This window comes from Mesorhizobium sp. CA12, from assembly GCF_020165255.1.
Taxonomy (GTDB): domain Bacteria; phylum Pseudomonadota; class Alphaproteobacteria; order Rhizobiales; family Rhizobiaceae; genus Mesorhizobium.
Genome location: NZ_JAIUHT010000008.1, coordinates 204,309 through 230,105 on the forward strand (window position 1 = coordinate 204,309; position 25,797 = coordinate 230,105).

Genomic DNA, 25,797 nt, shown 5'->3' on the forward strand with positions numbered 1-25,797 from the left:
GTGACCTCTATCTGGCCGACGGCAGGTCGTCGAACGTCTATCCGGCTAATCAACATACGCTGCACTGACCCGCTCCAGGCTTCAGCATGGACCCGACAGCGCGAGCCCGTCAATCCCGCTCATTACGGCACTTGCGGCCTTGTTGCGCAAGTGTATAAATAGCCTTTCATGAAATTTTCACGATTTTTTTCATCTTAAAAGGGCATCGATGAGCGCTTTCGGGTCACAGTCCATGGCGGCGCCGCTGCGGCGCGTGCTGATGCGGTCGGCGGCCAACGCCATGCGCGACGCCGACAGGGCGGCCTGGCACTATGGCCCGGGATTCAACCCGGCGGAAGCAGCCGTGCAGCATGCGGCCCTTGCCGACATGGTGGCGGCTTCCGGCGCCGAGATCGAATGGATCGAGGACAGGGCCGACGGCCTTTCGGATTCGGTGTTCACGCATGACCCGTCGCTGATGACCGACCGCGGCGCGCTGATCCTGTCCATGGGCAAGCCACTGCGCGCCCGGGAGCCCTCGCTGCATGAGGAAACCTATAAGAGACTGGGCATTCCGGTCCTCGGTCGTGTCGAGGCGCCTGGTCAGGTCGAAGGCGGCGACTGCGTATGGGTGGATGCCCGCACGCTGGCGATCGGGCGCGGTGTGCGCTCCAACCAGGAAGGCATCCAGCAGGTTTCCAACCTGCTGACGCCGCTGGGCATTTCCGTCTACGGCTTCGATTTGCCGCTTTGGCAAGGCGAAGAGGCGTGCCTGCATCTGATGTCGGTGATCAGCCCGCTGGCCGACGACCTGGCCCTCGTCTATTCGCCGCTTCTGCCAGCCGCGTTCTATCAGATGCTGAAGGCGCGCGGCATCCGGCTGGTCGAAGGCGATGCCGAAGAGTTCGCCGCTTCCAACGGCCTCAGCCTGAACGTGCTGCCGACCAGCCCGCACAAGGTCATCGCCGTTGCTGGTTTTCCCAAGACCAAGGCCGCGATGGAAGCCGCCGGCTGCACGGTCGAGACATTCGAGGCGGATGCGCTCTGCATCGCCTGTGAAGGCGGGCCGACATGCCTGACGCGGCCGATCCTGCGCCAATGAATGCGCGCCGCAAGTTCCGCCGCGAGGGCGAGGAGCGGCGGCGGCAGGATCTGATCGATGCGACGCTGGACAGCGTGGCGGAATATGGCCTTCAGGGCGCCACCTTGCGCACCATCGCCTTGCGCGCCGGCGTCACCGCCGGGCTGATCCGGCACTATTTCCCCGGCAAGGAAGAATTGCTGCAGGAAGCCTATATGGCGCTGGTCGGCCGCATGACCGAGCAGGCGAAGGCGGCATTGGTCATGGAAGACGCCTCGCCTCGCCAACGCCTCGCGGCTTTCGTCACCGCCAACCTCAACGCGCCGATCGTCGACCGGCGGGTGTTTTCGCTCTGGGCAACCTTCCTTGGCCGCGCCAATGCGGATCCGGCGCTCGCCCGTGCTCATCGCGAAGGCTATCTCGGCTTTCGCGACGAGGTGGAAGCAGTCGTTGCCGAGGTGCTCGCCGCCGAGCGGCGCAAGCCGGACGCAGGCGAGCTGCGCCGCCATGCCATCGCGATCAACGCGATCATCGACGGGCTTTGGATCGAAGGCTGCCTGGCAGCAGAGATGTTCTCGCCTGGCGAATTGGCGGCGATAGGCGTCAAAGCCATAGAGGCCGAGCTCGGCTTGGCGCTGGAAAAGGGAGGAAACCAATGACCACCATCGGCGAAGCGCTGATCAAATTGCTCGAGGCGCATGGCGTCGACACCGTCTTCGGCATTCCGGGCGTGCATACGGTCGAGCTCTATCGCGGCCTGGCGGGCTCGAAGATCCGCCATGTCACGCCGCGCCACGAACAGGGCGCCGGCTTCATGGCCGACGGTTATGCGCGCGCCGGCGGCCGTCCCGGCGTCGCCTTCGTCATCACTGGGCCGGGCCTCACCAACACCATCACCGCCATGGGCCAGGCGCGCGCCGATTCGGTGCCGATGCTGGTCATCTCCGGCGTCAACGCCACCGACACGCTGGGAAAGGGACTTGGATTCCTGCACGAGCTGCCCGACCAGCGCGGCATGATGGAGAAGGTGGCGCTGTTTTCCGAGCGCATCACCGAGGCCGGGCAGTTGCCCGGCGCGCTCGCCCGCGCCTTCGCCGTTTTCTCCTCCTCACGCCCGGGGCCGGTCCATATCGAGATCCCCACCGACGTCATGGTCAAGCCCGCCGATGGTGTTGCGGCCGTCCTTAGCAATGCCGCGCCGCCCGCTCCGGAGTTGGCGGCGATCGCCGAGGCGGCACGGCTTTGCAGGGCCGCACGCCGTCCGCTGATCCTTTCAGGCGGCGGCGCCAAGAAGGCCGATGCGGCGCTGCGGCGTCTGGCCGAGATGCTCGGCGCCCCCGTGGTCGAGACCGCCAATGCGCGTGGCCTGCTGCATGGCCATCCCATGTGCGTGCCGGCGAGCCCCAGCCTCAAGGCAGTGCGTGCGTTGATGGCGGGCGCCGATCTGGTGATTGCCGCCGGCACTGAATTCGGCCCGACCGACTATGACGGCTATGGCGACGGCGGCTTCGTGCTGCCGCCGAGCCTGATCCGCATCGATATCGGCGCCGACCAGATCGCGCGCCGGCCGGTGACGGTTGGCATCCACGCGGATTGCGTGGAAGCGATCGAGGCGCTGCTTGCAGCGATCGGATCTGGCCATGCCGCGGCAAGCGATGGCGAGGCTCGTGCGGCCGCCGCGCGCGAGGCTGCTCGGGCCGAGCTGAAGCCCGAATACCTGGCGCAGGTTCGCGCCGTAGAGATGATCCGCGACGCGCTGCCGGGCGCCATCATCGTCGGCGATTCAACCCAGCCGATCTATGCCGCCAACCTCTATTACGACCACGACCGTCCCGGCGGCTGGTTCAACGCCGCGACCGGCTTCGGCGCGTTGGGCTACGGTTCGCCGGCGGCGATCGGCGCAGCACTTGCGGTGCCGGAGGCGCCGGTGGTGTGCCTCACCGGCGATGGCGGCTTCCAGTTCACCTTGCCGGAGATCGGCGCTGCGCTCGACGCCGAAGCGCCGGTAATCTTCGTCGTCTGGAACAATCGCGGCTATCGCGAGATCGAAACCTCGATGCTCGATGTCGGCGTCGAGCCGGTCGGCGTGTCGCCGGCACCGCCCGATTTCTGCAAGCTCGCCGAGGCCTATGGCATCGAGGCCGAGCGGCTGGCCGGGGCCGGCGGCCTGGCCTTGGCGCTGAAGCGCGCGCGGGCGGCCGGCAAGCCACGCGTCATCGAAATCACCGTCGACTGAAAGATCGGTGCATCTGCCGGTTGACCCCTTTCGGCGCCGGCAAATCGATGCCGCCCGCCAAGGTCCGACGCATGCAAAGACGCTGCGCCAGCCATGTCGATATTTCAATTGAGTGACAGCGCGAAAGGCGCGACGTTCGAGCCTGGGGCGGCATAACCCAAGATATAATCATAAAAAAATGACAGGAGCGGTCTAGGTATGACGGAAACGCTGAATGGCAGGCATGTCGTGGTGACGGGCGGCACTGGGGCGCTCGGCGGCGCGGTTGTCGGCAGACTGCTGGAGCAAGGCGCGATCTGCCACGTGCCAAATGCCCACGCGGCGGCCCCGCCGCATTTTCCTTACGCAGCCCATGCCAGCGTGCATTTGGCGCATAATGTCGACCTGTCGGATTCGGCCAAGGTCGAGGCCTTCTACCATCAGGTTCCCGAACTCTGGGCCTCGATCCACCTTGCCGGCGGCTTCACCATGGCGCCGGTCGAAAAGATCGAGTCGGCCTCCTTCGCCGAGATGATGGACACCAACGCACGCACGGCTTTCCTGTGCAGCCGCGCCGCGGTGCGCTCGATGCTGGACTCCAACACGGCCGGCCGCATCGTCAACGTCACCGCGCGCGCCGGACTCGATCCGAGGCGCGGCTCCGGCATGGTTGCCTATGCCGCAAGCAAGGCGGCGGTCGCGGCGATGACTGTGGCCATGGCCGAGGAGTTGAAGGGCAAGGGCATCCTCGTCAACGCCGTGGCGCCCTCGACGCTCGACACGCCCGCCAACCGCGCCGACATGCCCGATGCCGATTTCGCCAAATGGGTCAGCCTGGAGGCCGCGGCGGAAGCGATCGCCTACCTCGCCTCGCCCGCCAACCTCGCGATGAGCGGTACGCTGGTGCCGCTCTACGGACGCGCCTGACCGCACAGAAATCCAGGCAATAGAAAAACCCCGCCGGATCGCTCCGGCGGGGTTTTTGCTGTTCGCCAAAGGGCTTACGCAGTTCCGAGGGAAAGCCGCAAACGGCTTTCCCGGAAGGCTTTAGTTGCCCTGCTTCTTCAGCGCGGCGCCCAGAATGTCGCCCAGCGAAGCGCCGGAGTCGGTCGAGCCGTACTGAGCGACCGCTTCCTTCTCCTCGGCGATTTCCAGCGCCTTGATCGAGACCTGCAGCTTGCGGGTCTTCTTGTCGAAGGCGATGACGCGGGCATCGACCTTCTGGCCGACGGTGAAGCGCTCGGGGCGCTGCTCGTCGCGGTCGCGCGAAAGGTCCGAACGCTTGATGAAGGTCTCGATGCCGCTGTCGACCAGCCGCACGTCCAGGCCGCCATCCTTCACGCCGATGACCTCGCAGGTGACGACGGCGTTCTTGCGCAGCTCGCCGCTGCTGGCCGCTTCGCCGACAGTGTCGCGGGCCAGCTGCTTGATGCCGAGCGAGATGCGCTCCTTCTCGATGTCGACGTCGAGCACCTGCGCCTTGACCATGTCGCCGCGATTGTACTCTTCGATGACCTGCTCGCCCGGACGGGTCCAGTCGAGATCGGAGAGGTGCACCATGCCGTCCACGTCGCCTTCCAGACCGATGAACAGGCCGAACTCGGTCTTGTTCTTGACCTCGCCCTCGACCTGGCTGCCGACCGGATGGCTCGAGGCGAAAGCCTGCCACGGGTTTTCCAGCGTCTGCTTGAGGCCGAGCGAGATGCGGCGCTTGGCCGGATCGACCTCGAGCACCACCACGTCGACTTCCTGCGTCGTCGACAGGATCTTGCCGGGATGCACGTTCTTCTTCGTCCACGACATTTCCGAAACGTGGATGAGGCCCTCGATGCCCGGCTCCAGCTCGACGAACGCGCCGTAGTCGGTGATGTTGGTGACGGTGCCCTTGATCTTCTTGCCGATCGGGAACTTGGTGCCGATATCCGACCACGGATCCGACTCGAGCTGCTTCATGCCGAGCGAGATGCGGTGGGTTTCCTGGTTGATGCGGATGATCTGCACCTTGACCGTCTGGCCGATGTTGAGGATCTCGGTCGGATGGTTGACGCGGCGCCAGGCCATGTCGGTGACATGCAGCAGGCCGTCGATGCCGCCGAGGTCGACGAACGCACCGTAGTCGGTGATGTTCTTGACCACGCCTTCGACCACCTGGCCTTCCTCGAGGTTCTGCACGATTTCCGAACGCTGTTCGGCGCGGCTCTCTTCGAGCACGGTGCGGCGCGACACCACTATGTTGCCGCGGCGGCGATCCATCTTAAGGATCTCGAAGGGCTGCGGGTTATGCATCAGCGGGGTGACATCGCGGATCGGGCGGATATCGACCTGGCTGCGCGGCAGGAACGCCACGGCGCCGTCGAGGTCGACGGTGAAGCCGCCCTTGACCTGATTGAAGATGACGCCTTCGACGCGCTCACCCTTGGTGAACTTCTCTTCGAGACGCACCCAGCTCTCTTCGCGGCGAGCCTTCTCGCGCGACAGCATGGCTTCGCCAAGCGCGTTCTCGATGCGCTCGACATAGACTTCGACGGTGTCGCCGACCTTGAGAGAGGATTCCTTGCCCTTGGCGCCGAATTCCTTCAGCGGCACGCGGCCTTCGACCTTGAGGCCGACATCGATGATGGCCATGTCCTTTTCGATCGCGGTGATCGTGCCCCGGACAACCTGGCCCTCGCCGGAATGGCCGGCGGTGAATGATTCTTCGAGCATGCTCGTGAAATCGTCGCGAGACGGATTAGCTACTGACATTGTTTCTCCTGGAATACCCCGGTCTTCAAGCGGGGCGGGCGCCGTGGGTTAGCGTTGCGTGAGCCTGCCGGCGTTCCGGGCTGAAAGCCCTTGGCCGCTGTTCAGGCGGCAAGTCCGGCGCATGAAGAATGCTGGCAGGCTGGTTCGTGCCCGATATGGGTATTTTCGCCGCCAACGGCAATCGAAAAATCTGATCAGGCCTTGTTTCTCTTGGCAAGGACGTCGTCAACGATCGCCATCGCCGCCAGAAACGCGGCTTCTATAGCCATTTCGCTGGTATCAAGCAAGTGCGCGTCTGCCGCCGGCTTCAGCGGCGAGTCGGCGCGGCCCATGTCGCGCTCGTCGCGGCGCTCGATATCGGCAAGGATGGTGGCGAAATCGGCGCTGCCGCCCATGCTCTCGATCTCGGCCAGCCGGCGCCTGGCGCGCACTTCGGCGCTTGCCGTGACATAGAGCTTGATGTCGGCATCGGGGCACACCACCGTGCCGATGTCGCGGCCGTCGAGCACAGCACCCGGCGGTGCCTTGGCGAAGGCCCGCTGCTTCTCTACCAGGATGCGCCGTACGGTCGGAATGACCGCGACCTTGGAGGCCGCCTCGCCTACCGCATGCGCGGCCAGCACGGTGCGATCGAGGTTGGAGAGGTCCACCTGACGCGCAGCGGTTTCCGCCGCCGAGACATTGTCGAGCGGCAGGCCGAGTTCGAGCAGCTTGTGAGCGACCGCGCGGTAGGTGAGGCCGGTATCGAGCAGGTTCAGCCGGTAATGGTCGGAAAGCCGGCGCGCGAGTGTGCCCTTGCCGGCACCGGCAGGCCCGTCGATGGCGATGGTGAAGGGGGTGCTCATTGGACGGGCACAGCGATCGGAAGACGCGCTGAATAAGACGGACGCCGCGATCCTTCGCGCCCCTCTCTGTCCTGCCGGACATCTCCCCCTCTAGGGGGGAGATCAGCCGTCATCGCGGCTTTCGCCAATTGTCTGTGTTGCAGGATTGAGCGGAACGCCAAAGCCGCCAATCTCCCCCCTTGAGGGGGAGATGTCCGGCAGGACAGAGGGGGGCGCTGTCCCGCCGGCGTTTCAGTTTGGCTTAAACCCATCGACCTCACCCAATCTCCGCGCCCAGCCCCTTCATCAGCCCCATGAATTCCGGAAAGCTCGTCGCGATCATGTTGGCGTCGTCGATCGTCACCGGCTTCTCGGTGGCTAGGCCCATCACCAGAAAACTCATGGCGATGCGGTGGTCGAGATGCGTCTTCACCGCCGTATCGGGGCCGTTGGGATGAGCGCCCAGTCCCTTGCCGCCCGGTCTGCCGCGCACGGCGAGCGAGGCCTCGCCCTCGGAGCAGTCGACGCCGTTGAGCTCCAGGCCCCTGGCGACCGCCGCCAGACGGTCCGATTCCTTGACGCGCAATTCCTCCAGCCCCTGCATCAGCGTCTCGCCCTCGGCGAAGCTCGCGGCGACGGCCAGCACCGGATACTCGTCGATCATCGAGGGCGCGCGCTCGGGCGGCACCACCACGCCTTTCAGCTCCGAGGAGCGCACGCGCAGGTCCGCCACGTCCTCGCCGCCGGCATTGCGCGGATTGAGGATGTCGATCTTGCCGCCCATTTCCTGCAGGGTCAGCAGCAACCCGGTGCGGGTCGGGTTCATCAGCACGTTCTCGATGACGATGTCCGAACCCGGCACGACCAGCGCCGCGACCAGTGGGAAGCCGGCAGAGGAGGGGTCGCCTGGCACGGCGATCGTCTGTCCGGTGAGCTTGCCCTGGCCTTCGATAAAGATGTGGCGCACGCCGCGCTCATCCGTCTCGACGCTCAGGTTGGCGCCGAAACCCTTCAGCATCTTTTCGGTATGGTCGCGCGTCATCACGGGTTCGATCACCGTGGTGATGCCGGGAGTGTTCAAGCCGGCAAGCAGCACCGCCGACTTCACCTGGGCGGATGCCATCGGTACGCGATAGGTGATGGGTGCTGCATGCTTCGGGCCGCGCAGCGTGATCGGCATGCGGTCGCCGGGAGCGGCCTTCAGCACCTGCACGCCCATCTGGCGCAGCGGGTCGAGCACGCGGCCCATCGGCCGGCCCGAAAGCGAGGCGTCGCCGATGAAGGTCGTCTCCATGTCATAGGTGCCGACGAGCCCCATGGTGAGGCGCGAGCCGGTGCCGGCATTGCCGAAGTCGAGCGGGCCTTCAGGCTGCAGCAACGCGCCGTTGCCGGTGCCGCGGATGACCCATTCGCCGCCGTTCTTTTCGATATGCGCGCCCATCGCCTTCATGGCGGCGCCCGTGCGCATCACGTCCTCGCCTTCGAGCAGGCCGGTGATGCGGGTTTCGCCGGAGGCAAGGCCGCCGAACATGAACGAGCGGTGTGAGATCGACTTGTCGCCCGGCACGCGCGCGGTGCCGGCAAGGGCAGGGGATTTGCGGGCCGTGGCCGGCTTAGCGGCGGCGGAGTGAGACATCCTTGTCTTCCAAATGAAATGCCGGCTGACCGGCTCGGTTCGTCATGCTGCGGCGGTCTCGTATCACGGTGCGTTGCAATGGTCATCCCCTTGTGCGAGGCCTTCGAATACGAGCATTTTACAATGCCGGCTTTTGGCTTTGACAGCGCTCAAAACTGCCGTTATGGGGACCACTCTTTTATTGACGAGGCCTGCTGTGGCAAAAGCTGAACTTGGCACCAAGCGTGTCGACCCCGAAACGGGTCGGAAATTCTACGATCTCAACAAAGACCCGATCGTCTCGCCCTATACCGGCAAGAGCTATCCACGCTCCTATTTCGAGGAAGGCAAGATTTCCGCCCTCGAGGAAGATGAGGAAGTCGCCGAGAAGGAAGTGGACGCCGAGGAAGAGGAAGGCGCCGAAGTCGTCTCGCTCGAGGAGGCCGATGACGAGGTGAAGGGCGGCGGCGACGACCTTCCAGATCTTGGCGACGATGAAGAGGATGTCGATCTCGGCGACGATGAAGACGACACCTTCCTTGCCGACGAAGAGGAAGAGGACGATGACGTCGCCGATATGATCGGCGTCGGCGACGACGATGACGAAGTCTGAGTTCGTTTGCCGGCCATTTTGGCCTGTGACGAAAAAGCGGCTTTTCAAGGCTTGATCTTGACCGAAGGCGGCGCTAGAAGCCGCCAGCACTAAACGACGGCGCGATTCCCAATCGCGCCGGATCTCTTCGCCGGAAACGGCGCCGGCCGACTGCCGGGAGTGGGGCCATAGCTCAGTTGGGAGAGCGCTTGAATGGCATTCAAGAGGTCGTCGGTTCGATTCCGATTGGCTCCACCAAACAGTCTTTCCTGAAATTGCTCTAACCGCGCTGGGCGCGGGTTCTGGCTGCTTTGCGCGCTGCAGCCGATCGTCCGGCTGCGCCTTTGGTCTGCGCGGCCTTCCTTGCCGCCGCCGACTGCTCTTCGGCTGTGCGACCAGCTGCGGCGCTCTTGGCCTGCTTCGACAGAGCCTTGTGGGAGGCGGTGCTCTTCGGCTCGCCCTCAAGCACCTTCGACACCGCCTTCGAGACCTTCGGCTGGCGCTTCGGCTTCCGTTCGCCCTGGCCTGCCTCGTAAGCATATTTGGCGCTCTTGCGCGTGCTCTCCTTCACATCGCCTTTCTTCGGAGGCGGCAGGTCGACGCCCGCGCGGCGCGCCTCCGAAAGGCCGATGGCGATCGCCTGTTTGGTGGAGCGGGCGCCATGCTTGCCCTTGCGGACTTTGTCGATTTCCGCGTGAACGAATTCACCGGCCTGCGTGCTTGCCGACTTGCCTTCGCGCTTGTCCTCGCGCGCCTTTTCGATGGTTTTCTTGTCCGGCATTGTCTTTCTCCTCGTTCGAACGGGGGCATGATCGAATGCCGACAGGATGCGTCGGATCGCGCATCAGCGGCTTTCATATGTGCCGACGAGGTCGGCAGTGGCGATCATATGCGGCTCCGCCTGGGCCAGAAGATTCGCGATTTCCGGTTCTCCGCCGGGTTCCAGCGCCTCAACGTCGAGTGCTGAAAGGCGGAAGTGATAGTGGTGAACGCCGTGCCCTTTTGGCGGCTGGGGACCGTCATAATGGGCATTGCCGAAGTCGTTCACGGCTTGGTGGAAAGTTTCCGGTCCAGCGGTGCCTTCCGGCAAGCGGTCTCGCCCGGCGGCAATGTCGTAGACCGCCCAATGGCGAAACATGCCGCGCGGCGCATCGGGATCCTCGACGACGAGCAGGAAGCTTTTGGTCCCGGCCGGCGCGTTCTTCCACCGCAGGGGAGGCGACAAATTGCCTCCGTTGCGGACATAGGGCTCGGGAATGGTCTGGCCGTTTTCAAAGGCTGGACTCTCTATCGTGAAAGCCATGGCTGGAACTCCGTGCACCTATCGCGTTCTTCTCGAAAGAATTCACGAACGATCTTTGCTCGGATCGGCGGAGCGCGCTCGCTACTGGTTTCTTTTGGAACGCTGGGCATTGGCGGGAGTTCCGGCATCATGCCCGCGACGGAGCGTCGATGGATGCCTGCAAGTCGAGATGTCGGGAAAGCTGCTCCAACGGAAGCGAACGCAGCTCGTATCCGGCGAAACAAGCGCCGGAGGAAATCCCTATGCTGGTGGCCGCAACTAGGCTAAGGGCTTCCTGTCAGAGGGATGCTTATGAGAATTCCGGCTTTGGGTGGAAATCCGGCGCAGGGACGTGTTCGATCCGGGCTGCTTGCGCGACAAAACAATCTCTTGCCGATGCTTTGCATTGCAGCCGCGCTTGCTGCTTGTCAATCGACCCCGGACACACAGCCTGTTGCTGACCCGCAACCCGCTCCGGCCGCCGCTCCCGCTCCGGCCTCACCGAATTCGGCGGTGCTGGATGAGGCGGCTGCGGTCGTTCCACCCGGCAAGGGCGTTCCCGCCAGATACGCCGCATTCTCCGGCATATGGGCGGGGCAGCTCAACGGCATGTATGACGGCAAGCTGGCGATCCTGACCGTGTCTTCAGGCGGGCAGGTGACGGCTAGCTACGCATGGGGCGATCTGGCCGACAACAAGCCCGGCGTCGCCGACGGCTCCGGCAGGATCGTCGGCAGCACGTTGAAGCTCGGGCGCCTGCCGAACGGCGCCGATATCACCGCCACGATGGCGTCGCCGGGAACGCTCAACGTCACCTACGCGCTTGCCGGTCAGACCTATACAGGCTCGTTCGCGCGGATCGGCCAGTGAGCAAAGTCAGTCGCTAAGAACTCCACTCGCTAAGTTTAGGATTGAAGCCGGTCCCCGATGATCCGCACGCACATCGGCGTTCCGACCTCGTCGGTCTCGGCAAGCTTCTGCACGGCGAGCGTCGCCTCGTCGTAGACGCCACGCCCTGGAAGTAGGGCGCCTCGCGATTGAGGCTGCCAACAAAGGCAAGACAGGCGCTTTGCATCGATCTTCCTGGCGTCGCCGGCGGCTCCTCTGGTGCCGGCCTTGCGAAAAATTTCGTCGATCGTCGCTTGCAAGGCAATCCCATATGTGAAAATATTATTCACAAAAGAAAACTGTGGGAGGAAAGCGACCATGCATCTCGCCATCCGGCACCGCGCCCGGAACCGCCTTGCAGGCCGCGCCGGAAGCTGCCGGAGAGGATCATGAGCGCATTCTCGCCGACCGTCGGTGTCGCCTCGACGCATCCCGCCGACATGCCTGAGGCGCATGCCGACATCCCTGTCTGGAATTCGGAAAACTGGTTCTACGAGGACTGGCAGCCAGGCCACAAAATCCGCTCGCTTCGCCGCACCATCGCCGAGGGCGAAAGCCATATGTTCAACGCGTTGGTGCTGGACATCCATCCTTACGTGCAGGACCAGATGTTCGCCGAGAAGGAAGGTATCTTCGGCAAGCGGCTGGTGGCGGGCGCCTTCGTCTTTTCGGCCGGGCTCGGCCTCGTTGCCACCAATTGCATCAACGCGTTTTCCTATGGCTACGACAGATTGCGCTTCATCAAGCCGGTCTTCATCGGCGACACCATCTACTCGATCCGCACCAACCTCGACAAAAAGCCGCGCTACCAGGATATGGGCCTGATCCGCGCCAGCTATGAAGTCTTCAAGGGTGAAGGGGAGCTGGTGCTCTACTGCGAGCATCTGCAGACCGTGAAATACAAGAACCCGGCCGATTTTGTCGGCAAGACCGAGAAGTGAACCGTGGCCGCTGATAAAGAACTTCCGCTGACCGGCCTCGTCGTCGTCGACATGAGCCAGTTCCTGTCGGGACCCTACTGCTCGCTGCGCCTGCTCGACCTCGGCGCGCGCGTCATCAAGATCGAGCGGCCCGATGGCGGCGACCTTTCGCGCCGGCTCTATCTCAGCGACACCGAGATCGGCGGCGATTCCACCATTTTCCACGCCATCAACCGCGGCAAGGAAAGCCTTGCCATCGATTTGAAGAACGAAGCCGACCTCGCCGCGCTGCGCGGTCTTGTCGCCAAGGCCGACGTGCTGATCCAGAATTTCCGGCCGGGCGTCATTGAGCGGCTCGGCCTCGACTATGAGCATGTCAGCACGATCAACCCCCGGCTCGTCTACGCCTCGATCAGCGGCTATGGCGAGGAAGGGCCATGGGTAAAGCGCCCTGGGCAGGATCTGCTCGCGCAGGCTCGTTCCGGCGTGATGTGGCTGAACGGCGACGAGGAGCAGGGACCGGTGCCGTTCGGCCTGGCGATCGCCGACATGCTGGCGGGCGCCGGCTGCGCGCAAGGCATCCTCGCCAAGCTGGTGCGGCGCGGCATCACGGGCGAGGGCGGCCATGTCGAGACCAGCCTGCTCGAGGCGCTGGTCGATTTCCAGTTCGAAGTGCTGACCACGCACCTCAATGACGGTCGCCGCCTGCCTAAGCGCTCGTCCTTCCGCAGCGCCCATGCCTATCTCTCGGCGCCTTACGGCGTCTATCCGGCCAAGGACGGCTACCTGGCGATTGCCATGACGCCGATCCCGAAGATAGCCGACCTGCTCGAATTGCCCGAGCTAGACCCTTTCCGCGACAAGCCGGAGACCTGGTTCACCGCCCGCGACGAGATCAAGGCGATCATCGCCAAACGCATCGCGGAAAAGACCATCGACGAATGGCTGGCCATCCTCGAGCCCGCCGACGTCTGGTGCGCCAAGGTGCTGATCTGGCCGGAATTGATGGCGAGCGACGGCTTCAAGACGCTCGACATGCTGCAGACCGTGACCCGCGAGGACAATGTCTCGATCCTCACCACGCGTTCGCCGCTGCGCGTCGACGGCGCGCGCGCCAAGGTGGATCGCGCCGCCCCGCGGATCGGCGAGCACAGCGAAAAAATCCGCGCGGAGTTCGGCCTGTGAGCGATATTTCGTTGAAAGGCATGACCTGGAGCCATCCGCGCGGCTACGACCCGATGGTGGCATGCTCGGCGCTGTGGAAGGAAAGGACCGGCGTCTCGATCGAATGGGAAAAACGCTCGCTGCAGGATTTCGAATCCTTCCCGGTGGAAGAACTCGCCCGCGCCTATGATTTGATCGTTATCGACCACCCGCATGTCGGCCAGATCACCGCCGAGAAATGCCTTGCGCCGCTCGATGTGCCCGGACGCGAGGCGGAACGCGAAGCGCTGGCTGCGGCAAGCGTCGGCCAGTCCTATCCGAGCTATAGCTGGCAGGGCCGGCAATGGGCTTTCCCGATCGACGCCGCGACCCAGGTGCAGGCCTGGCGGCCCGATCTGATCGAAGCCGCGCCGGCGATCTGGACCGAGGTGCTGGCGCTTGCCGAGCAGGGCCGCGTGCTCCTGCCGCTTCGGCCGCCGCATTCGCTGATGTGCTTCTACACTCTGGCCGCCGATCTCGGCCGGCCATGCATCGTCGACGGTCCGGCCGACCTTGTTGACGCCGAGACCGGCGAAACCGCTTTCGAGATGCTGCGCGAGATCGCGGCGCTCGTCGATCCCGCATGCCTGACGATGGATCCGATCGCGGTGTTCGAAAGGATGGCGGAAGCCAATTCCCGTATCGCCTGCGCGCCGCTGATCTATGGCTATGTTCCCTATGCGGTGGCGGGTTTCCGCCCGCACCGCCTCGCCTTCGCCGACATGCCGGTCGCCAGCGGCAACGGCCCGGTCGGCTCGGCGCTTGGCGGCACCGGCATTGCCGTCTCAGCCTTTTCCGCCGCGCGCGAGGCGGCTATCGACTTCGCCTACTGGATCGCCAGCGGCGACGTGCAGCGCGGCCCTTATGCTGCCGCAGGCGGCCAGCCCGGCCACGCCGCGGCCTGGGAGGACGATGCCGTCAACGCCGTGACCGGCGACTTCTATCGCGCTACGCGGGCGACACTCGAGGGCGCCTGGGTCCGCCCTCGCCATGACGGCTACATGGCCTTCCAGCAGCTGGCTTCGGACCGCATCAATGAAGGCCTTGCCGGCCGACAGGACGCCGGCCATGTCGTCGCTGACATCAATCGCCTGTTCCGGGAGAGTTTCGCGCCAGCCGCCGGCTAGATGTGCCGATCGCCGCCGCGACGCTCGGCGAGCTTGACGTCTATATCCGCCACAGCCGGCGTGCATTGCCCGAGAGCAGGCGGGTCCGCTCTGAATCGCTTGCACCGGCCAGCAGCGCATGCGTGGCGGCGACCCAGGTCGTCAGCCCGCCGCCCAACGTGCAGACCGGCCAGTCGCTACCCCAGATCACCCGGTCCCAGCCGAAGCACCGGATCGTGTGCTCGACATAGGGCCGGAGCGTCTCGACCGTCCAGGTTGCCGGATCGGCATAGGCGACGACGCCGGAGATCTTGGCCGTGACGTTGGGCCGCTTGGCGATTGCTTCCATATGCTCTCGCCACGGATGCTCGGCATTGCCCTTGATGTCGGGCACGCCGCAATGATCGAGAACGAACTGGACGTCGGGCGCGAGGTCGGCGAGCGCCATTGCCTTTGGGATCTGATGCGGCAGCACCACAAGATCGAATGTCAGGCCAGTGCCGGCCAGCCGCTTGATGTTCTGGCGAAACAGCGCGCCTTCCGAGACATCGTCGGGAACGACATGCAGCACGCGGCGGAAACCCTTGACGAACGGCTCCGCCTTGACCGTTTCCAGATAAGCCTCGAAACCGGCCTCCTCGGGCCGGCAGGAGGCGATCGCGCCCTTGACTAGGCTGCCCGCCTGGCCGGCGATCGACTTGACGTGCGCCGTCTCGGCGGCCATGTCGGCGGGGTCTACGTCGACCTCCATATGCAACACGGCTTCAATGCCTGAGCGCCGCGCATCGGCGGCATATTCGGCATAGGAGAAATCGCGGTTCAGCGCCGGCACGCCGGCCAGCCACGGATAGCGAAGCGCGCTCTGGTCGATCAGATGCAGATGTGTGTCGATGATCATGACGGCGTATCCTCCCCGGCTTCCGACACTATCTCGCCGAAAAATCTATTATTCAAATAAGAAATTACGACGATTGTGGCACATCCGATCCGGCGAGCTGCGAGAGCCTTGCCGCTGCATCCTGCAGATGCCGGATCGTCAGTGTGATGTCCGGCGCCGTGGGCGCGTTGACCAAGGTGATGTAGGGAATGGTCAGCGCCGCGATGGCTCTGCCGTCCGGCCCCAGCACCGGCGTCGAAAGATTGTAGACGCCGGCGGTCTGCAGCGACGCCATCATCTCGTAACCGCGGTCGCGCACCTGGTCGAGGCGGGCGAAGAATTCCGGCGTCAGGTCGAGATGCTCGGTGCTCTGCAGATGCTCGGCGATCATCATCTTGCGCTCCTCGGGCGAGCGGAAGGCAAGCAGCACATGGCCGGAACCGGTGTCGAACAGGCTGATATGCGAGCCGACGCGGATCGAGATGCCCCAATACCGCGGCGCTTCCTGCTGCGCAATGACCACGGCGGCGCCCCGGTCGAACACCACCAGCTGGTTGGCCTGCGATGAGGTTTCGGCCAGCTCCCGCATGATCGGCGTCGCATAGGACACCAGCCGGCGAACCGGTGCGTGCAATTGCGCGAGGCCGAAGAGCTTGAGCGTCAGCGAGTAACGGTCGCCGTCGATCTTGGTGACATAGCCGCGCCGCACCAGGCGGTCGAGCATGCGGTAGAACTCGTTCGGGCTGCGGTCGAGCCGCTTGGCGATCTCCGCCTGCGTCAGCCCGCCGTCCACGCTGGACAACAGCTCGAGAATATCCAGCCCCTTGTCCAGCGCCGGCGCGCGGTAGCGGTCCCCGTCTTCTTCCTCTGCCACCCGTCCCTCCAGTGAATTTCGATCTGCATATATGCATGAACTTCATTCCGCTGGAAGCACAATCGGCTTGACCCGGGAATGAAAATGCTATTTGCATATGAATGAAGCTCAAGCGATCGGTCGCGCACTCGGCAGGCCGTCGCTACGAGCCCATGGGAGGAGAACATGACGAGACTGGTTCGAGGCATTTCCGCCGGCCTGGCTGGCCTGCTGTTGAGCGGCACTGCGTTTTCGGCCGATCTGCCCGGCAAATTTCCGGGCGTGACGATCGACGTGAAGCTGATCGGCGGCCAGCAATATGAAAAGCTCTACGAGCGCATCCCCGAATGGGAGAAGGCGACCGGCGCCAAGGTCAACATCCTGACCAAGAAGAACGGCTTCGATATCGACAAGGAGCTGAAGTCCGACATCGCCTCGGGCAGCACCAACTGGTGCGTCGGCTGGAACCATTCGTCCTTCGCGCCGCAATATACGGGCCTTTACACCGACCTCAGCAAGCTCTTGCCGAAGGAAGAGATCGACGCTTTCGTGCCCTCGACGATCAAGGCCGCGACCATCGGCGGCAAGCTGGAAATGCTGCCGCGCGCGCAGTTCGATGTCTCAGCGCTCTATTACCAGAAGAGCCTCTACGAGAAGGCCGACAACAAGGCCAAGTTCAAGGCCAAATACGGCTACGACCTTGCGCCGCCGGACACCTGGAAGGAAGTCACCGACCAGGCCGAGTTCTTCGCCAACCCGCCCAATTTCTACGGCACGCAGTTCGCCGGAAAGGAAGAGGCGATCAACGGCCGCTTCTATGAGATGGTGGTCGCCGAGGGCGGCGAATATCTCGACAAGGACGGCAAGCCCGTCTTCAACTCCGAGGCCGGTATCCGTGCGCTGGACTGGTTCGTCAATCTTTACAAGGCCAAGGCCGTGCCGGCCGGCACCACCAACTATCTCTGGGACGATCTCGGCCAAGGCTTTGCCTCGGGCACCGTGGCGATCAACCTCGACTGGCCGGGCTGGGCCGGCTTCTTCAACGACCCGAAGTCCTCGAAGGTCGCCGGCAATGTCGGCGTGAAGGTCGCGCCCAAGGGGTCTTCCGGCAAGCGCACCGGCTGGTCGGGTTTCCATGGCTTCTCAGTGACCGAGAACTGCCCGAACAAGGAAGCCGCCGCCTCTCTGGCGTGGTGGCTGACCAATGAGGACAGCCAGAAGCTGGAAGCCGCCGCCGGCCCGCTGCCGACCCGCACCGCGGTTTGGGACTGGGACCTGAAGCAGGCTGAGAACGATCCGTACAAGAAGGAGGTCCTCGCCGCCTTCCAGGAGGAAGCCAAGCACGCCTTCGCCGTGCCGCAGACGCCTGAATGGATCGAAATCTCCAACGCCGTCTACCCGGAGCTGCAGGCGGCGATCCTTGGCGACAAGACGTCCAAGCAGGCTCTGGACGAGGCGGCCGCCAAGGCGACGCAGATCCTTCAGGACGCCGGCAAGCTCTAAGCAGCACTCCCAAGGCTGCCTCCCCCATCGTGAATGGGGGAGGCGACAGCGTCTTGTCGCCGCTGACTTTCCGCTCCGGCCGGGGCCATGCCCGTGGCGGCCCGAAATGAATGCAATACACCACAGGATCCTGATGAAGGACTTCAAGCCATCCGCGCCGTTCCTGCTGCTGCTTCCGGCCATGGTCGTGCTGACGGCTGTGGTGGTGCTACCGTTGATCCTGTCGCTCTATTCCAGCTTCACGCCCTTCCGCCTGACGCGGCCCGAGACCTTCTTCGTCTTCGTCGGCTTCAGGAACTATCTGTCGATCCTCACCAATGCGGATTTCTGGTGGGCCTTCGGCCGCACCGTTCTGTTGCTCACCATCGCGCTGAACCTCGAGATGCTGCTCGGCCTCGGCCTGGCCATGCTGGTCGAGAAGGCAACGCGCGGCCAGCGCATCCTGCGCACGCTGATGATGTTCCCGATGATGTTCTCGCCGATCCTCGTCGGCTTCCAGTTCAAATTCATGTTCAACGACAATATCGGCCTGGTGAACAATGCGCTGCAGTCGCTGGGCATCACTGAGGACGCCATCCCCTGGCTGATCGAAGGCCATCTCGCCTTCATCGCCATCTCGATCGCCGAGATCTGGTCGTCGACCTCGATCTTCGCGATTCTGATCCTGGCCGGCCTGCTCGCCATGCCCAAGGAGCCGATCGAGGCGGCGCGCGTCGATGGCTGCACGCCCTGGCAGACCTTCCGCTATGTCACCTGGCCCTTCGTCATGCCCTTCGCCTACATCGCCATGACGATCCGCTCGCTCGATGTCGCGCGCGCCTATGACATCGTCAAGATCATGACCGATGGCGGCCCGGCCGGCCGCACCGAGCTGTTGTGGACGCTGGTCGGGCGCACCGCCTACAGCGATGCCCGCATGGGCCTCGCCAATGCGATGGCCTATTTCTCGATCCTGCTGTCGATCGCCTTCACCGTCTATTTCTACAACAAGCTCGCCGCGGCGCGCGCGCAGATCGGCGCGGAGTGGTGAGAATGGACGAGAACGCCTCCGCCCGCCTCACGCGCCGCGCGCTGACTATCGCGCACCGTGTCGGCCTATTCCTCGCCATGCTGGTGATCTGCCTCCCGGGCATATGGATCGTGCTGTCGTCGCTGAGGCCGACGGTCGAGATCATGGCCAAGCCGCCGGTCTGGATTCCGCAGCAGCTATCCGTCGACGCTTATGTCGCCATGTTCAGCGGCATCGGCAAAGGCGGCATCCCGGTGCTTGACTATTTCCGCAACTCGCTGATCATCTCGGTCACCTCGACGGTGATCGCGGTGGCCATCGGCATGGCTGGCGGCTACGCTTTTGCGCGCTACCGCTTCCGCGGCAAGTCGGGCATGTTCCTCGGCCTGATGCTGACGCGCACCGTGCCCGGCATCGCGCTCTCGCTGCCCTTGTTCTTCCTCTATGTGCGGCTGGGCATCATCGACACCCATATCGGCATGATCCTGGCTTATGTCGCGCTCAACGTGCCGTTCACTATCTGGCTGATCGACGGCTTCTTCCGCCAGGTTCCGAAGGACCTTGCCGAAGCAGCCCAGATCGACGGCTGCACGCGCTGGCAGGCGTTCTGGCAGGTCGAATTCCCGCTGGCGCGTCCGGGCATCGCCTCGGCCGCCATCTTCGCCTTCCTCACCTGCTGGAACGAGTTCGCTTTGGCCTCGCAGCTCACTCGTTCCGTCAATTCCAAGACGCTGCCGGTCGGCCTACTCGACTATACGGCCGAGTTCACCATCGACTGGCGCGGCATGTGCGCGCTGGCCGTGGTGATGATCATCCCGGCGCTGACCCTCACCTATATCGTCCAGAAACACCTCGTCGGTGGCCTGACCTCCGGCGCGGTGAAAGGTTGATTTCCATGGCAACGGTTTCGCTGAAACAGCTCACCAAGCGCTACGGCAATATGGAGATTGTGCATGGCATCGATCTCGATATCGCCGACCGCGAATTCATCGCGCTGGTTGGCCCTTCCGGCTGTGGCAAATCGACGACGTTGCGCATGATCGCCGGGCTGGAAGATATCAGCGGCGGCAACATCGATATCGGCGGCCGCACGGTCAACGACCTGCCGCCGCGCTCGCGCAACATCTCCATGGTGTTCCAGTCCTATGCGCTCTATCCGCACATGACGGTGCGCGAGAATCTCGGCTTCTCGCTCAAGATCGCGGGTGCGGCCAAGGACAACATGGACCGGCGCGTTGCCGAAGCCTCCGCCATCCTCGGCCTCGACGAGCTGCTTGAGCGCCGCCCCTCGCAGCTCTCGGGTGGCCAGCGCCAGCGCGTCGCCATGGGCCGCGCCATCGTGCGCGATCCGGATGTCTTCCTGTTCGACGAGCCGCTCTCCAACCTTGACGCCAAGCTGCGCACGCAGATGCGTACCGAGATCAAGAAGCTGCACGCCAAGGTCAAGTCGACGGTGATCTATGTCACCCACGACCAGGTCGAGGCGATGACGCTGGCCGACCGCATCGTCATCATGCGCGCCGGCTATATAGAACAGGTCGGCACGCCGGACGAGGTGTTCAGCCGGCCTGCGACCCACTTCGTCGCCGGCTTCATCGGCTCGCCGCCGATGAACCTGCACCAGGCGACGGTGAGCGGCGGGCGACTGATGTTCAGCGGCGGCGACAGCCTGCCGCTGCCCGGCCAGTTCAAGTCGAAGACGGCTGCCGGCGACAAGGTCGTGTTCGGCATCCGTCCCGATGATTTCTATCCGACCGGCCACGGCCTGAGCTCCGGCGGCGAAGCGGAAGTCCATCGTATCGAGCTGCCGGTCAGCATCACCGAGCCGCTCGGCAACGAAACGCTGGTCTTCGCCGAATTCAACGGCACCGACTGGGTCTCGCGCATGCTCAATCCCAAGCCGCTGAAAGCCGGCGACAGGATCGGCATGAGCTTCGACCTCAACCGCGCGCATCTGTTCTCCGCCGAAACCGGCAAGTCGCTGAGGAGCTGACATGGCGAAAATCGAGAAAATCGAGCTGCGCATGGTCGACCTCGTGCCGAAGGTGAAGCGCACCGACGCCATCCAGAGCTTCGTCAGCCAGGAGACGCCGATTGTCACCATCACCGATGCCGACGGCGCATCGGGCACCGGCTACAGCTACACGATCGGCACCGGCGGCTCGTCGGTGATGCGGCTTCTGGCCGACTATCTTGCGCCACGCCTGATCGGCCGCGACGCCGACCAGATCGAGGCGATCTGGCACGAGCTCGAATTCGCCACCCACGCCACCACCATCGGCGCCATCACCGCGATCGCGCTCGCCGCCATCGACATCGCCTTGTGGGACCTGCGGGCGAGAAAACAGAACCTGCCGCTCTGGAAGCTCGCCGGCGGCGCCAAGGACCGCTGCCCGCTCTACACGACAGAGGGCGGCTGGCTGCATATCGAGACGCAGGCACTGGTCGACGATTCACTGGAAGCGAAGGCCAAGGGCTTTGCCGGCTCCAAGGTGAAGATAGGCAAGCCGCACGGTTCTGAGGACGTCGCGCGGCTGTCGGCAGTGCGCAAGGCGGTCGGCGACGGCTACGAGATCATGACCGACTGCAATCAGGGCTTTTCCGTCGACGAGGCGATCCGCCGCGCCGAGCGGTTGCGCGATCTCGATCTCGCCTGGATCGAGGAGCCGCTGCCGGCAGACGACATCGGCGGCCATGTGCGGCTGTCGAACTCGACCGCGACGCCGATCGCGGTCGGCGAGTCGCTCTATTCGATAAGGCATTTTCGCGAATACATGCAGAAGGGTGCATGCAACATCGTCCAAGTCGATGCCGGTCGCATCGGCGGCATCACCCCTTGGCTGAAAGTCGCCCACGCCGCGGAGGCTTTCGACATGCCGGTCTGCCCGCATTTCCTGATGGAACTGCATGTCAGCCTGGTCTGCGCCATCCAGAACGGCAAATATGTCGAATATATTCCGCAACTCGACGAGTTGACGGGCGACAAGATGCGCATCGAGAATGGCCATGCGCTGGCGCCCAGTGAGCCCGGCATCGGCATCGACTGGGACTGGGACGCCGTGAAGGCAAAGAGCATGGCCGAGTTCACCACGGCGATCGCGAAATAGGGAGACGGATATGCAGCGGATGGGAATGGTGCTGGGCCTAAAGCCCGAAAAGGTCGAAGAATATGTCCGCCTTCACGCTGCTGTCTGGCCGGACGTGCTGACCATGATCTCGGCCTGTAACATCAAGAACTATTCGATCTACCTGAAGCGGCCGGAGAACCTGCTTTTCTCCTATTTCGAATATCACGGCACCGACTACGCCGCCGACATGGCCAAGATGGCCGCCGACCCGAAGACGCAGGAATGGTGGTCCGTTTGCATGCCCTGTCAGGAGCCGCTTGAGACGCGGAAGGAAGGCGAGTGGTGGGCCTCGATGGACGAGGTCTTCCATTATGACTGATGCCTTCGATCCGGCATCGCTGGCGCAGTCCTGGCCGAAGCCTTTAAAACCGCGCTCGATCGTGACGTTCGGCGCCGGCTCGATCGTCGGCGACGCGCATTTTCCCGCCTATCGTAAGGCCGGCTTCCCGATTTCCGGCCTCTACGATCCGGATCAGGCCAAGGCGCAAAAACTGGCTGAGACATGGGGCGTGACGGCGTTCCGTTCGGTCAAGGAAGCGGCCGCCGTGACGGACGCGATTTTCGACCTCGCTACGCCGCCGGGCCGCCATGCCGAGGTGCTGAAGGCCCTGCCGGATGACGCCGTGGCATTGATCCAGAAGCCGATGGGCAATTATCTCGGCGAGGCGACGGAGATCCTCGAAATCTGCCGCGCCAAGCAGCTCAAGGCGGCGGTCAATTTCCAGCTCCGCTTCGCGCCGATGATGCTGGCGCTGAAGGACGCCATCGCCCGTGGATGGCTGGGCGAGGTCGTCGATTTCGACGCGCTTCTGGCGCTCGACACGCCCTGGCAGCTCTGGGAATTCCTGCTCAAGGCGCCGCGCGTCGAGATCGCCATGCATTCGATCCACTATCTCGACCTGATCCGCCAGCTTCTCGGCAATCCGCTTGGCGTGCATGCCAAGACGCTCGGCCATCCCAATCACAAGGTCGCTCAGACCCGCACCAGCGCCATCCTCGACTATGGCGATACGGTGCGCTGCGCGCTCTCGATCAACCACGACCACAAATTCGGGCGTCGCCATCAGGCTTGCGAGTTCCGCATCTGCGGCACCGAGGGCGCGGCCTATGTCAAGCTCGGCCTCAACCTCGACTATCCGCGCGGCGAGCCGGACATTCTGGAAATCTATCCGAAAGGCGGGTCGGAGTGGGTCACCGTGCCGCTCGCCGGCGAATGGTTCCCCGATGCCTTTGTCGGCCGCATGGCCAATGTCCAGCGCTTCGCATCCGGCGAAGACGCGGAGCTGGTCAGCTCCGTCGAGGACGCCTGGCACACAATGGCGCTGGTCGAGGCCGCCTATAAATCGAGTGCCGCGCCGGCGACGCCGCTGGCCGCAAAGCCGTAAGGCCGGACATGGAACAGACCACCTATTTCGAGGACTACGAGATCGGCTCGTCGCGCCTCACCAGCGGCCGCACCATCACGGAGACGGACTTCGTCGTCCATGCCGGCCACACCGGCGATTTTTTCCCGCATCACATGGATGCCGAATTCATGAAGACCACGCCCTTCGGCCAGCGCATCGCGCATGGCACGCTGGTCTTCTCGGTCGGCGTCGGGCTGACGGCGAGCGTCGTCAATCCCGTCGCCTTCTCCTATGGCTACGACCGCCTGCGCTTCATCAAGCCGGTCTTCATCGGCGACACGATCCGCACGCGCACAACCATCGCCGCCAAGGAAGACGACCCGAAACGGCCAAACGAGGGACGCATCATCGAACGCGTCGAGGTTTTGAACCAGCGCGACGAGGTCGTGCTGGCGGCGGATCACATCTATATCGTCGAGCGACGGCCCGGCTGAACACGGAGACAAAAACATGGCGGATATCACTGGCAAGGTCGTGGTGGTCACGGCGGCCGCGCAGGGCATCGGACGGGCAAGCGCGCTGGCTTTCGCCAAAGCCGGCGCCATCGTCCACGCCACCGATATCAACGAGACGGCCCTGGCCGAACTCAGCAAGACGCCCGGTATTACGACGCGAAAACTCGATGTGCTGAACGAGGACGCGGTGAAGGCGGCCTTCGCCGAAATCGGCCAAGTCGACGTGCTGTTCAACTGCGCCGGCTTCGTCCATGCCGGCTCGATCCTGGAGATGAAGGATGAGGATCTCGACTTTGCCTTCAACCTCAATGTGCGCGCCATGATCCGCACCATCCGCGCCGTGCTGCCCGGCATGTTGGAGCGCGGCGACGGTTCGATCATCAACATGGCATCGGTTGCGGGCGCCCCGAAGGGCGTGCCGAACCGCTTCGCCTATGGCGTGACCAAGGCGGCCGTGATCGGCCTGACAAAATCGATTGCCGCCGACTACGTCGCTAAAGGAATCCGCTGCAACGCCATCTGCCCTGGCACCGTCGAAAGCCCCTCGCTTCAGGGCCGCATGCAGGCGCAGGGCGACTATGAGGCGGCGCGCGCGGCCTTCATCTCCCGCCAGCCGATGGGCAGGATCGGCACGCCGGAGGAGATCGCCGACCTTGCGGTCTACCTGGCCGGCGCCACCTACACGACAGGACAGGCCTATAATATCGACGGCGGCTGGTCGATCTGAGGCCGTTTCGGCCGCCAGTTGAGTTGTGAGGCAAGCCAGTTACGAGGCAGCAATGACCAAAATCACAGACCTCAGAACCTTCGACCTGCGCTTCCCGACATCGCAAAGCCTCGACGGCTCGGACGCGATGAATCCGGACCCGGATTACTCGGCTGCCTATGTCATTCTCGACACCGATGTTCCGCCGCTGAAAGGCCATGGCCTCACCTTCACCATCGGTCGTGGCAACGAGATCTGCTGCGCGGCGATCGAAGCGCTGCGCCACCTCGTCGTGGGGCTCGATCTCGACTGGGTGAAAGAGGATCCCGGCCGCTTCTGGCACCACGTGACCGGCGACAGCCAGCTGCGCTGGATCGGGCCGGACAAGGGCGCCATGCATCTTGCGGTTGGCGCGGTGGTCAATGCTGTCTGGGATCTCTGGGCCAAGGAAGCCGGCAAGCCGGTCTGGCGGCTGGTCGCAGAGATGAGCCCGGAAGAGATCGTGCGCATCGTCGATTTCCGCTACCTCACCGACGCCATCACGCCCGCCGAGGCGCTGGCGATCCTGAAGAAGGCCGAGACGGGCAAGGCCGAGCGCATCGCCACGCTCGAGCGCGAAGGCTATGCCTGCTACACCACCTCTGCCGGCTGGCTCGGCTATCCTGACGAGAAGCTCAGGCGCCTTTGCCAGGAGGCGGTCGACGATGGCTTCAACCACATCAAACTCAAGGTCGGCCGCGACCGCGCCGACGACATCCGCCGTCTCAGGATCGCCCGCGAGGTCATCGGCCCGGACCGTTATTTGATGATCGACGCCAACCAGGTCTGGGAGGTCGACCAGGCGATCGACTGGCTCAAGGACCTCGCCTTCGCGAAACCCTTCTTCATCGAGGAGCCGACCAGCCCCGACGACATCGCCGGCCACGCCAAGATCCGCAAGGCTGTCGCGCCGATCAAGGTCGCGACCGGCGAGATGTGCCAGAACCGCATCATGTTCAAGCAGTTCATCGCCGGCGGCGCGATCGACGTGGTGCAGATCGATTCCTGCCGCATGGGCGGGCTGAACGAGGTTCTGGCGGTGCTTCTGATCGCCGCCAAATACCGCCTGCCGGTCTGGCCGCATGCCGGCGGCGTCGGTCTATGCGAATATGTCCAGCATCTGTCGATGATCGACTATATCGCGGTGTCGGGCAGCAAGGACGGACGGGTGATCGAATATGTCGATCACCTGCATGAACATTTCATCGAACCCTGCGTGATCCGCGATGCCGCCTATATGCCGCCCCGTGCGCCCGGCTTCTCGATCGAGATGAAGGCACAGTCAATCGAGGACTACCTGCATCGGCCCTGAAAGGTGACGCTGCAAACTGTTACTACGCCCGCGCGACTGGACCGCTGCGAATCGGCTAT

27 protein-coding genes and 1 tRNA gene are annotated in these 25,797 nt (G+C 64.0%); 20 read left to right on the top strand and 8 right to left on the bottom strand.

The annotated features are described in order from the left end of the window. The first annotated feature begins 208 nt into the window (after positions 1-208). The 4 genes from LB520_RS15740 to LB520_RS15755 all read left to right on the top strand — a co-directional run bounded on the left by LB520_RS15740 (position 209) and on the right by LB520_RS15755 (position 4,202). Positions 209-1,081 carry a dimethylarginine dimethylaminohydrolase family protein gene (locus LB520_RS15740; protein WP_224638086.1) on the top strand — a complete coding sequence of 291 codons (873 nt, stop codon included), beginning with the start codon at positions 209-211 and terminating at the stop codon, positions 1,079-1,081. Next, on the top strand, positions 1,051-1,719 hold the full coding sequence (locus tag LB520_RS15745) for a TetR family transcriptional regulator C-terminal domain-containing protein (protein WP_224638087.1): 669 nt from the start codon (positions 1,051-1,053) through the stop codon (positions 1,717-1,719). The genes LB520_RS15740 and LB520_RS15745 overlap by 31 nt, the downstream gene beginning before the upstream one ends. Beyond that, positions 1,716-3,296, top strand: a complete 1,581-nt coding sequence (locus LB520_RS15750) for a 5-guanidino-2-oxopentanoate decarboxylase (RefSeq protein ID WP_224638088.1) — start codon at positions 1,716-1,718, stop codon at positions 3,294-3,296. Before LB520_RS15745 ends, LB520_RS15750 begins: the two co-directional genes overlap by 4 nt. A 198-nt stretch (positions 3,297-3,494) precedes the next feature. Continuing rightward, positions 3,495-4,202, top strand: a complete 708-nt coding sequence (locus LB520_RS15755) for an SDR family NAD(P)-dependent oxidoreductase (protein WP_095769360.1) — start codon at positions 3,495-3,497, stop codon at positions 4,200-4,202. Positions 4,203-4,322: 120 nt separating this feature from the next. Here LB520_RS15755 and rpsA read toward each other — a convergent pair whose 3' ends face one another. The 3 genes from rpsA to aroA all read right to left on the bottom strand — a co-directional run bounded on the left by rpsA (position 4,323) and on the right by aroA (position 8,480). Next, positions 4,323-6,020 (bottom strand): 30S ribosomal protein S1, encoded by a 1,698-nt coding sequence (gene rpsA / locus LB520_RS15760; protein ID WP_224638089.1) that lies wholly within the window; start codon positions 6,018-6,020, stop codon positions 4,323-4,325. A 194-nt stretch (positions 6,021-6,214) separates the two neighbouring features. Further along, on the bottom strand, positions 6,215-6,865 hold the full coding sequence (gene cmk, locus LB520_RS15765) for a (d)CMP kinase (protein ID WP_224545355.1): 651 nt from the start codon (positions 6,863-6,865) through the stop codon (positions 6,215-6,217). Between the two features lie 256 nt (positions 6,866-7,121). Beyond that, positions 7,122-8,480, bottom strand: coding sequence for a 3-phosphoshikimate 1-carboxyvinyltransferase (gene aroA, locus LB520_RS15770; RefSeq protein ID WP_224638090.1), 1,359 nt, complete (start codon positions 8,478-8,480; stop codon positions 7,122-7,124). 196 nt (positions 8,481-8,676) lie between these two features. On the opposite strand from aroA, the gene LB520_RS15775 reads away from it, so the two are divergent. Both LB520_RS15775 and LB520_RS15780 read left to right on the top strand, forming a co-directional pair. After that, positions 8,677-9,072, top strand: a complete 396-nt coding sequence (locus tag LB520_RS15775; RefSeq protein WP_224545357.1) for a TIGR02300 family protein — start codon at positions 8,677-8,679, stop codon at positions 9,070-9,072. A 161-nt stretch (positions 9,073-9,233) separates the two neighbouring features. Continuing rightward, positions 9,234-9,309: transfer RNA gene (locus tag LB520_RS15780), tRNA-Ala, on the top strand. Between the two features lie 22 nt (positions 9,310-9,331). Here LB520_RS15780 and LB520_RS15785 read toward each other — a convergent pair. Together LB520_RS15785 and LB520_RS15790 are read right to left on the bottom strand one after the other, a co-directional pair. After that, positions 9,332-9,832, bottom strand: coding sequence for a DUF6496 domain-containing protein (locus LB520_RS15785; RefSeq protein ID WP_224638091.1), 501 nt, complete (start codon positions 9,830-9,832; stop codon positions 9,332-9,334). A gap of 63 nt (positions 9,833-9,895) precedes the next feature. Beyond that, on the bottom strand, positions 9,896-10,354 hold the full coding sequence (locus tag LB520_RS15790) for a YbhB/YbcL family Raf kinase inhibitor-like protein (protein WP_224638092.1): 459 nt from the start codon (positions 10,352-10,354) through the stop codon (positions 9,896-9,898). Positions 10,355-10,846: 492 nt separating this feature from the next. On the opposite strand from LB520_RS15790, the gene LB520_RS15795 reads away from it, so the two are divergent. After that, entirely contained in the window at positions 10,847-11,203 is a 357-nt protein-coding gene (locus LB520_RS15795) for a hypothetical protein (protein ID WP_224638093.1), read from the top strand. Positions 11,204-11,238: 35 nt separating this feature from the next. Here the strand turns inward: LB520_RS15795 and LB520_RS15800 are convergent, their stop codons facing one another. Continuing rightward, positions 11,239-11,541 (bottom strand): hypothetical protein, encoded by a 303-nt coding sequence (locus tag LB520_RS15800; RefSeq protein WP_224638094.1) that lies wholly within the window; start codon positions 11,539-11,541, stop codon positions 11,239-11,241. A gap of 69 nt (positions 11,542-11,610) precedes the next feature. Here LB520_RS15800 and LB520_RS15805 point away from each other — a divergent pair, with 69 nt between their 5' ends. Genes LB520_RS15805 through LB520_RS15815 form a run of 3 tightly spaced genes read left to right on the top strand, consistent with a single transcriptional unit; the run spans position 11,611 to position 14,471 of the window. Next, complete coding sequence (locus LB520_RS15805; RefSeq protein ID WP_224638095.1) at positions 11,611-12,162, top strand: MaoC family dehydratase; 552 nt, start codon at positions 11,611-11,613, stop codon at positions 12,160-12,162. Between the two features lie 3 nt (positions 12,163-12,165). Continuing rightward, a complete protein-coding gene (locus tag LB520_RS15810) occupies positions 12,166-13,326 on the top strand; it encodes a CaiB/BaiF CoA transferase family protein (protein ID WP_224638096.1) in 1,161 nt (386 codons plus the stop codon). Positions 13,327-13,346: 20 nt separating this feature from the next. Further along, positions 13,347-14,471 carry an extracellular solute-binding protein gene (locus tag LB520_RS15815; protein ID WP_224638128.1) on the top strand — a complete coding sequence of 375 codons (1,125 nt, stop codon included), beginning with the start codon at positions 13,347-13,349 and terminating at the stop codon, positions 14,469-14,471. Between the two features lie 40 nt (positions 14,472-14,511). Here LB520_RS15815 and LB520_RS15820 read toward each other — a convergent pair whose 3' ends face one another. Together LB520_RS15820 and LB520_RS15825 are read right to left on the bottom strand one after the other, a co-directional pair. Next, the gene (locus tag LB520_RS15820; protein WP_224638097.1) at positions 14,512-15,348 is read right to left on the bottom strand and encodes an amidohydrolase family protein; all 837 of its coding nucleotides are present in this window, start codon (positions 15,346-15,348) and stop codon (positions 14,512-14,514) included. A 64-nt stretch (positions 15,349-15,412) separates the two neighbouring features. Next, complete coding sequence (locus LB520_RS15825) at positions 15,413-16,201, bottom strand: IclR family transcriptional regulator (RefSeq protein ID WP_224638098.1); 789 nt, start codon at positions 16,199-16,201, stop codon at positions 15,413-15,415. Positions 16,202-16,366: 165 nt separating this feature from the next. Between LB520_RS15825 and LB520_RS15830 the strand changes: the two genes are divergently transcribed. The 10 genes from LB520_RS15830 to LB520_RS15875 all read left to right on the top strand — a co-directional run bounded on the left by LB520_RS15830 (position 16,367) and on the right by LB520_RS15875 (position 25,738). Further along, positions 16,367-17,683 (top strand): ABC transporter substrate-binding protein, encoded by a 1,317-nt coding sequence (locus tag LB520_RS15830; RefSeq protein ID WP_224638099.1) that lies wholly within the window; start codon positions 16,367-16,369, stop codon positions 17,681-17,683. Between the two features lie 133 nt (positions 17,684-17,816). Then, positions 17,817-18,713, top strand: a complete 897-nt coding sequence (locus tag LB520_RS15835) for a carbohydrate ABC transporter permease (RefSeq protein ID WP_224638129.1) — start codon at positions 17,817-17,819, stop codon at positions 18,711-18,713. Positions 18,714-18,715: 2 nt separating this feature from the next. Beyond that, positions 18,716-19,582, top strand: coding sequence for a carbohydrate ABC transporter permease (locus tag LB520_RS15840; protein ID WP_224531480.1), 867 nt, complete (start codon positions 18,716-18,718; stop codon positions 19,580-19,582). 5 nt (positions 19,583-19,587) lie between these two features. After that, the gene (locus tag LB520_RS15845; protein WP_224638100.1) at positions 19,588-20,685 is read left to right on the top strand and encodes an ABC transporter ATP-binding protein; all 1,098 of its coding nucleotides are present in this window, start codon (positions 19,588-19,590) and stop codon (positions 20,683-20,685) included. 1 nt (position 20,686) lies between these two features. Next, the gene (locus LB520_RS15850; RefSeq protein ID WP_224638101.1) at positions 20,687-21,799 is read left to right on the top strand and encodes a mandelate racemase/muconate lactonizing enzyme family protein; all 1,113 of its coding nucleotides are present in this window, start codon (positions 20,687-20,689) and stop codon (positions 21,797-21,799) included. A 10-nt stretch (positions 21,800-21,809) separates the two neighbouring features. Then, entirely contained in the window at positions 21,810-22,139 is a 330-nt protein-coding gene (locus LB520_RS15855; protein ID WP_135886830.1) for an L-rhamnose mutarotase, read from the top strand. After that, positions 22,132-23,205: a Gfo/Idh/MocA family protein gene (locus LB520_RS15860; RefSeq protein WP_224638102.1), complete on the top strand. Its 1,074-nt coding sequence runs from the start codon at positions 22,132-22,134 to the stop codon at positions 23,203-23,205. The genes LB520_RS15855 and LB520_RS15860 overlap by 8 nt, the downstream gene beginning before the upstream one ends. Positions 23,206-23,213: 8 nt before the next feature. Continuing rightward, positions 23,214-23,660, top strand: coding sequence for a MaoC/PaaZ C-terminal domain-containing protein (locus tag LB520_RS15865; protein ID WP_224638103.1), 447 nt, complete (start codon positions 23,214-23,216; stop codon positions 23,658-23,660). A 16-nt stretch (positions 23,661-23,676) separates the two neighbouring features. Beyond that, positions 23,677-24,408 carry an SDR family oxidoreductase gene (locus tag LB520_RS15870; RefSeq protein WP_224584604.1) on the top strand — a complete coding sequence of 244 codons (732 nt, stop codon included), beginning with the start codon at positions 23,677-23,679 and terminating at the stop codon, positions 24,406-24,408. Between the two features lie 52 nt (positions 24,409-24,460). Beyond that, positions 24,461-25,738, top strand: coding sequence for an L-fuconate dehydratase (locus LB520_RS15875; protein ID WP_224631385.1), 1,278 nt, complete (start codon positions 24,461-24,463; stop codon positions 25,736-25,738). Positions 25,739-25,797: the final 59 nt, after the last annotated feature.

Coding starts and splice junctions, on each gene's coding strand:
- rpsA (WP_224638089.1), bottom strand. CDS start 6,020: ATGTCAGTAGCTAATCCGTCTCGCGACGATTTCACGAGCATGCTCGAA.
- LB520_RS15790 (WP_224638092.1), bottom strand. CDS start 10,354: ATGGCTTTCACGATAGAGAGTCCAGCCTTTGAAAACGGCCAGACCATT.
- LB520_RS15845 (WP_224638100.1), top strand. CDS start 19,588: ATGGCAACGGTTTCGCTGAAACAGCTCACCAAGCGCTACGGCAATATG.
- LB520_RS15850 (WP_224638101.1), top strand. CDS start 20,687: ATGGCGAAAATCGAGAAAATCGAGCTGCGCATGGTCGACCTCGTGCCG.
- LB520_RS15750 (WP_224638088.1), top strand. CDS start 1,716: ATGACCACCATCGGCGAAGCGCTGATCAAATTGCTCGAGGCGCATGGC.
- LB520_RS15830 (WP_224638099.1), top strand. CDS start 16,367: ATGACGAGACTGGTTCGAGGCATTTCCGCCGGCCTGGCTGGCCTGCTG.
- LB520_RS15860 (WP_224638102.1), top strand. CDS start 22,132: ATGACTGATGCCTTCGATCCGGCATCGCTGGCGCAGTCCTGGCCGAAG.
- LB520_RS15855 (WP_135886830.1), top strand. CDS start 21,810: ATGCAGCGGATGGGAATGGTGCTGGGCCTAAAGCCCGAAAAGGTCGAA.
- LB520_RS15875 (WP_224631385.1), top strand. CDS start 24,461: ATGACCAAAATCACAGACCTCAGAACCTTCGACCTGCGCTTCCCGACA.
- LB520_RS15840 (WP_224531480.1), top strand. CDS start 18,716: ATGGACGAGAACGCCTCCGCCCGCCTCACGCGCCGCGCGCTGACTATC.
- LB520_RS15820 (WP_224638097.1), bottom strand. CDS start 15,348: ATGATCATCGACACACATCTGCATCTGATCGACCAGAGCGCGCTTCGC.
- LB520_RS15805 (WP_224638095.1), top strand. CDS start 11,611: ATGAGCGCATTCTCGCCGACCGTCGGTGTCGCCTCGACGCATCCCGCC.
- LB520_RS15865 (WP_224638103.1), top strand. CDS start 23,214: ATGGAACAGACCACCTATTTCGAGGACTACGAGATCGGCTCGTCGCGC.
- LB520_RS15745 (WP_224638087.1), top strand. CDS start 1,051: ATGCCTGACGCGGCCGATCCTGCGCCAATGAATGCGCGCCGCAAGTTC.
- LB520_RS15740 (WP_224638086.1), top strand. CDS start 209: ATGAGCGCTTTCGGGTCACAGTCCATGGCGGCGCCGCTGCGGCGCGTG.
- cmk (WP_224545355.1), bottom strand. CDS start 6,865: ATGAGCACCCCCTTCACCATCGCCATCGACGGGCCTGCCGGTGCCGGC.
- LB520_RS15785 (WP_224638091.1), bottom strand. CDS start 9,832: ATGCCGGACAAGAAAACCATCGAAAAGGCGCGCGAGGACAAGCGCGAA.
- LB520_RS15870 (WP_224584604.1), top strand. CDS start 23,677: ATGGCGGATATCACTGGCAAGGTCGTGGTGGTCACGGCGGCCGCGCAG.
- LB520_RS15800 (WP_224638094.1), bottom strand. CDS start 11,541: ATGGTCGCTTTCCTCCCACAGTTTTCTTTTGTGAATAATATTTTCACA.
- aroA (WP_224638090.1), bottom strand. CDS start 8,480: ATGTCTCACTCCGCCGCCGCTAAGCCGGCCACGGCCCGCAAATCCCCT.
- LB520_RS15815 (WP_224638128.1), top strand. CDS start 13,347: ATGACCTGGAGCCATCCGCGCGGCTACGACCCGATGGTGGCATGCTCG.
- LB520_RS15755 (WP_095769360.1), top strand. CDS start 3,495: ATGACGGAAACGCTGAATGGCAGGCATGTCGTGGTGACGGGCGGCACT.
- LB520_RS15835 (WP_224638129.1), top strand. CDS start 17,817: ATGAAGGACTTCAAGCCATCCGCGCCGTTCCTGCTGCTGCTTCCGGCC.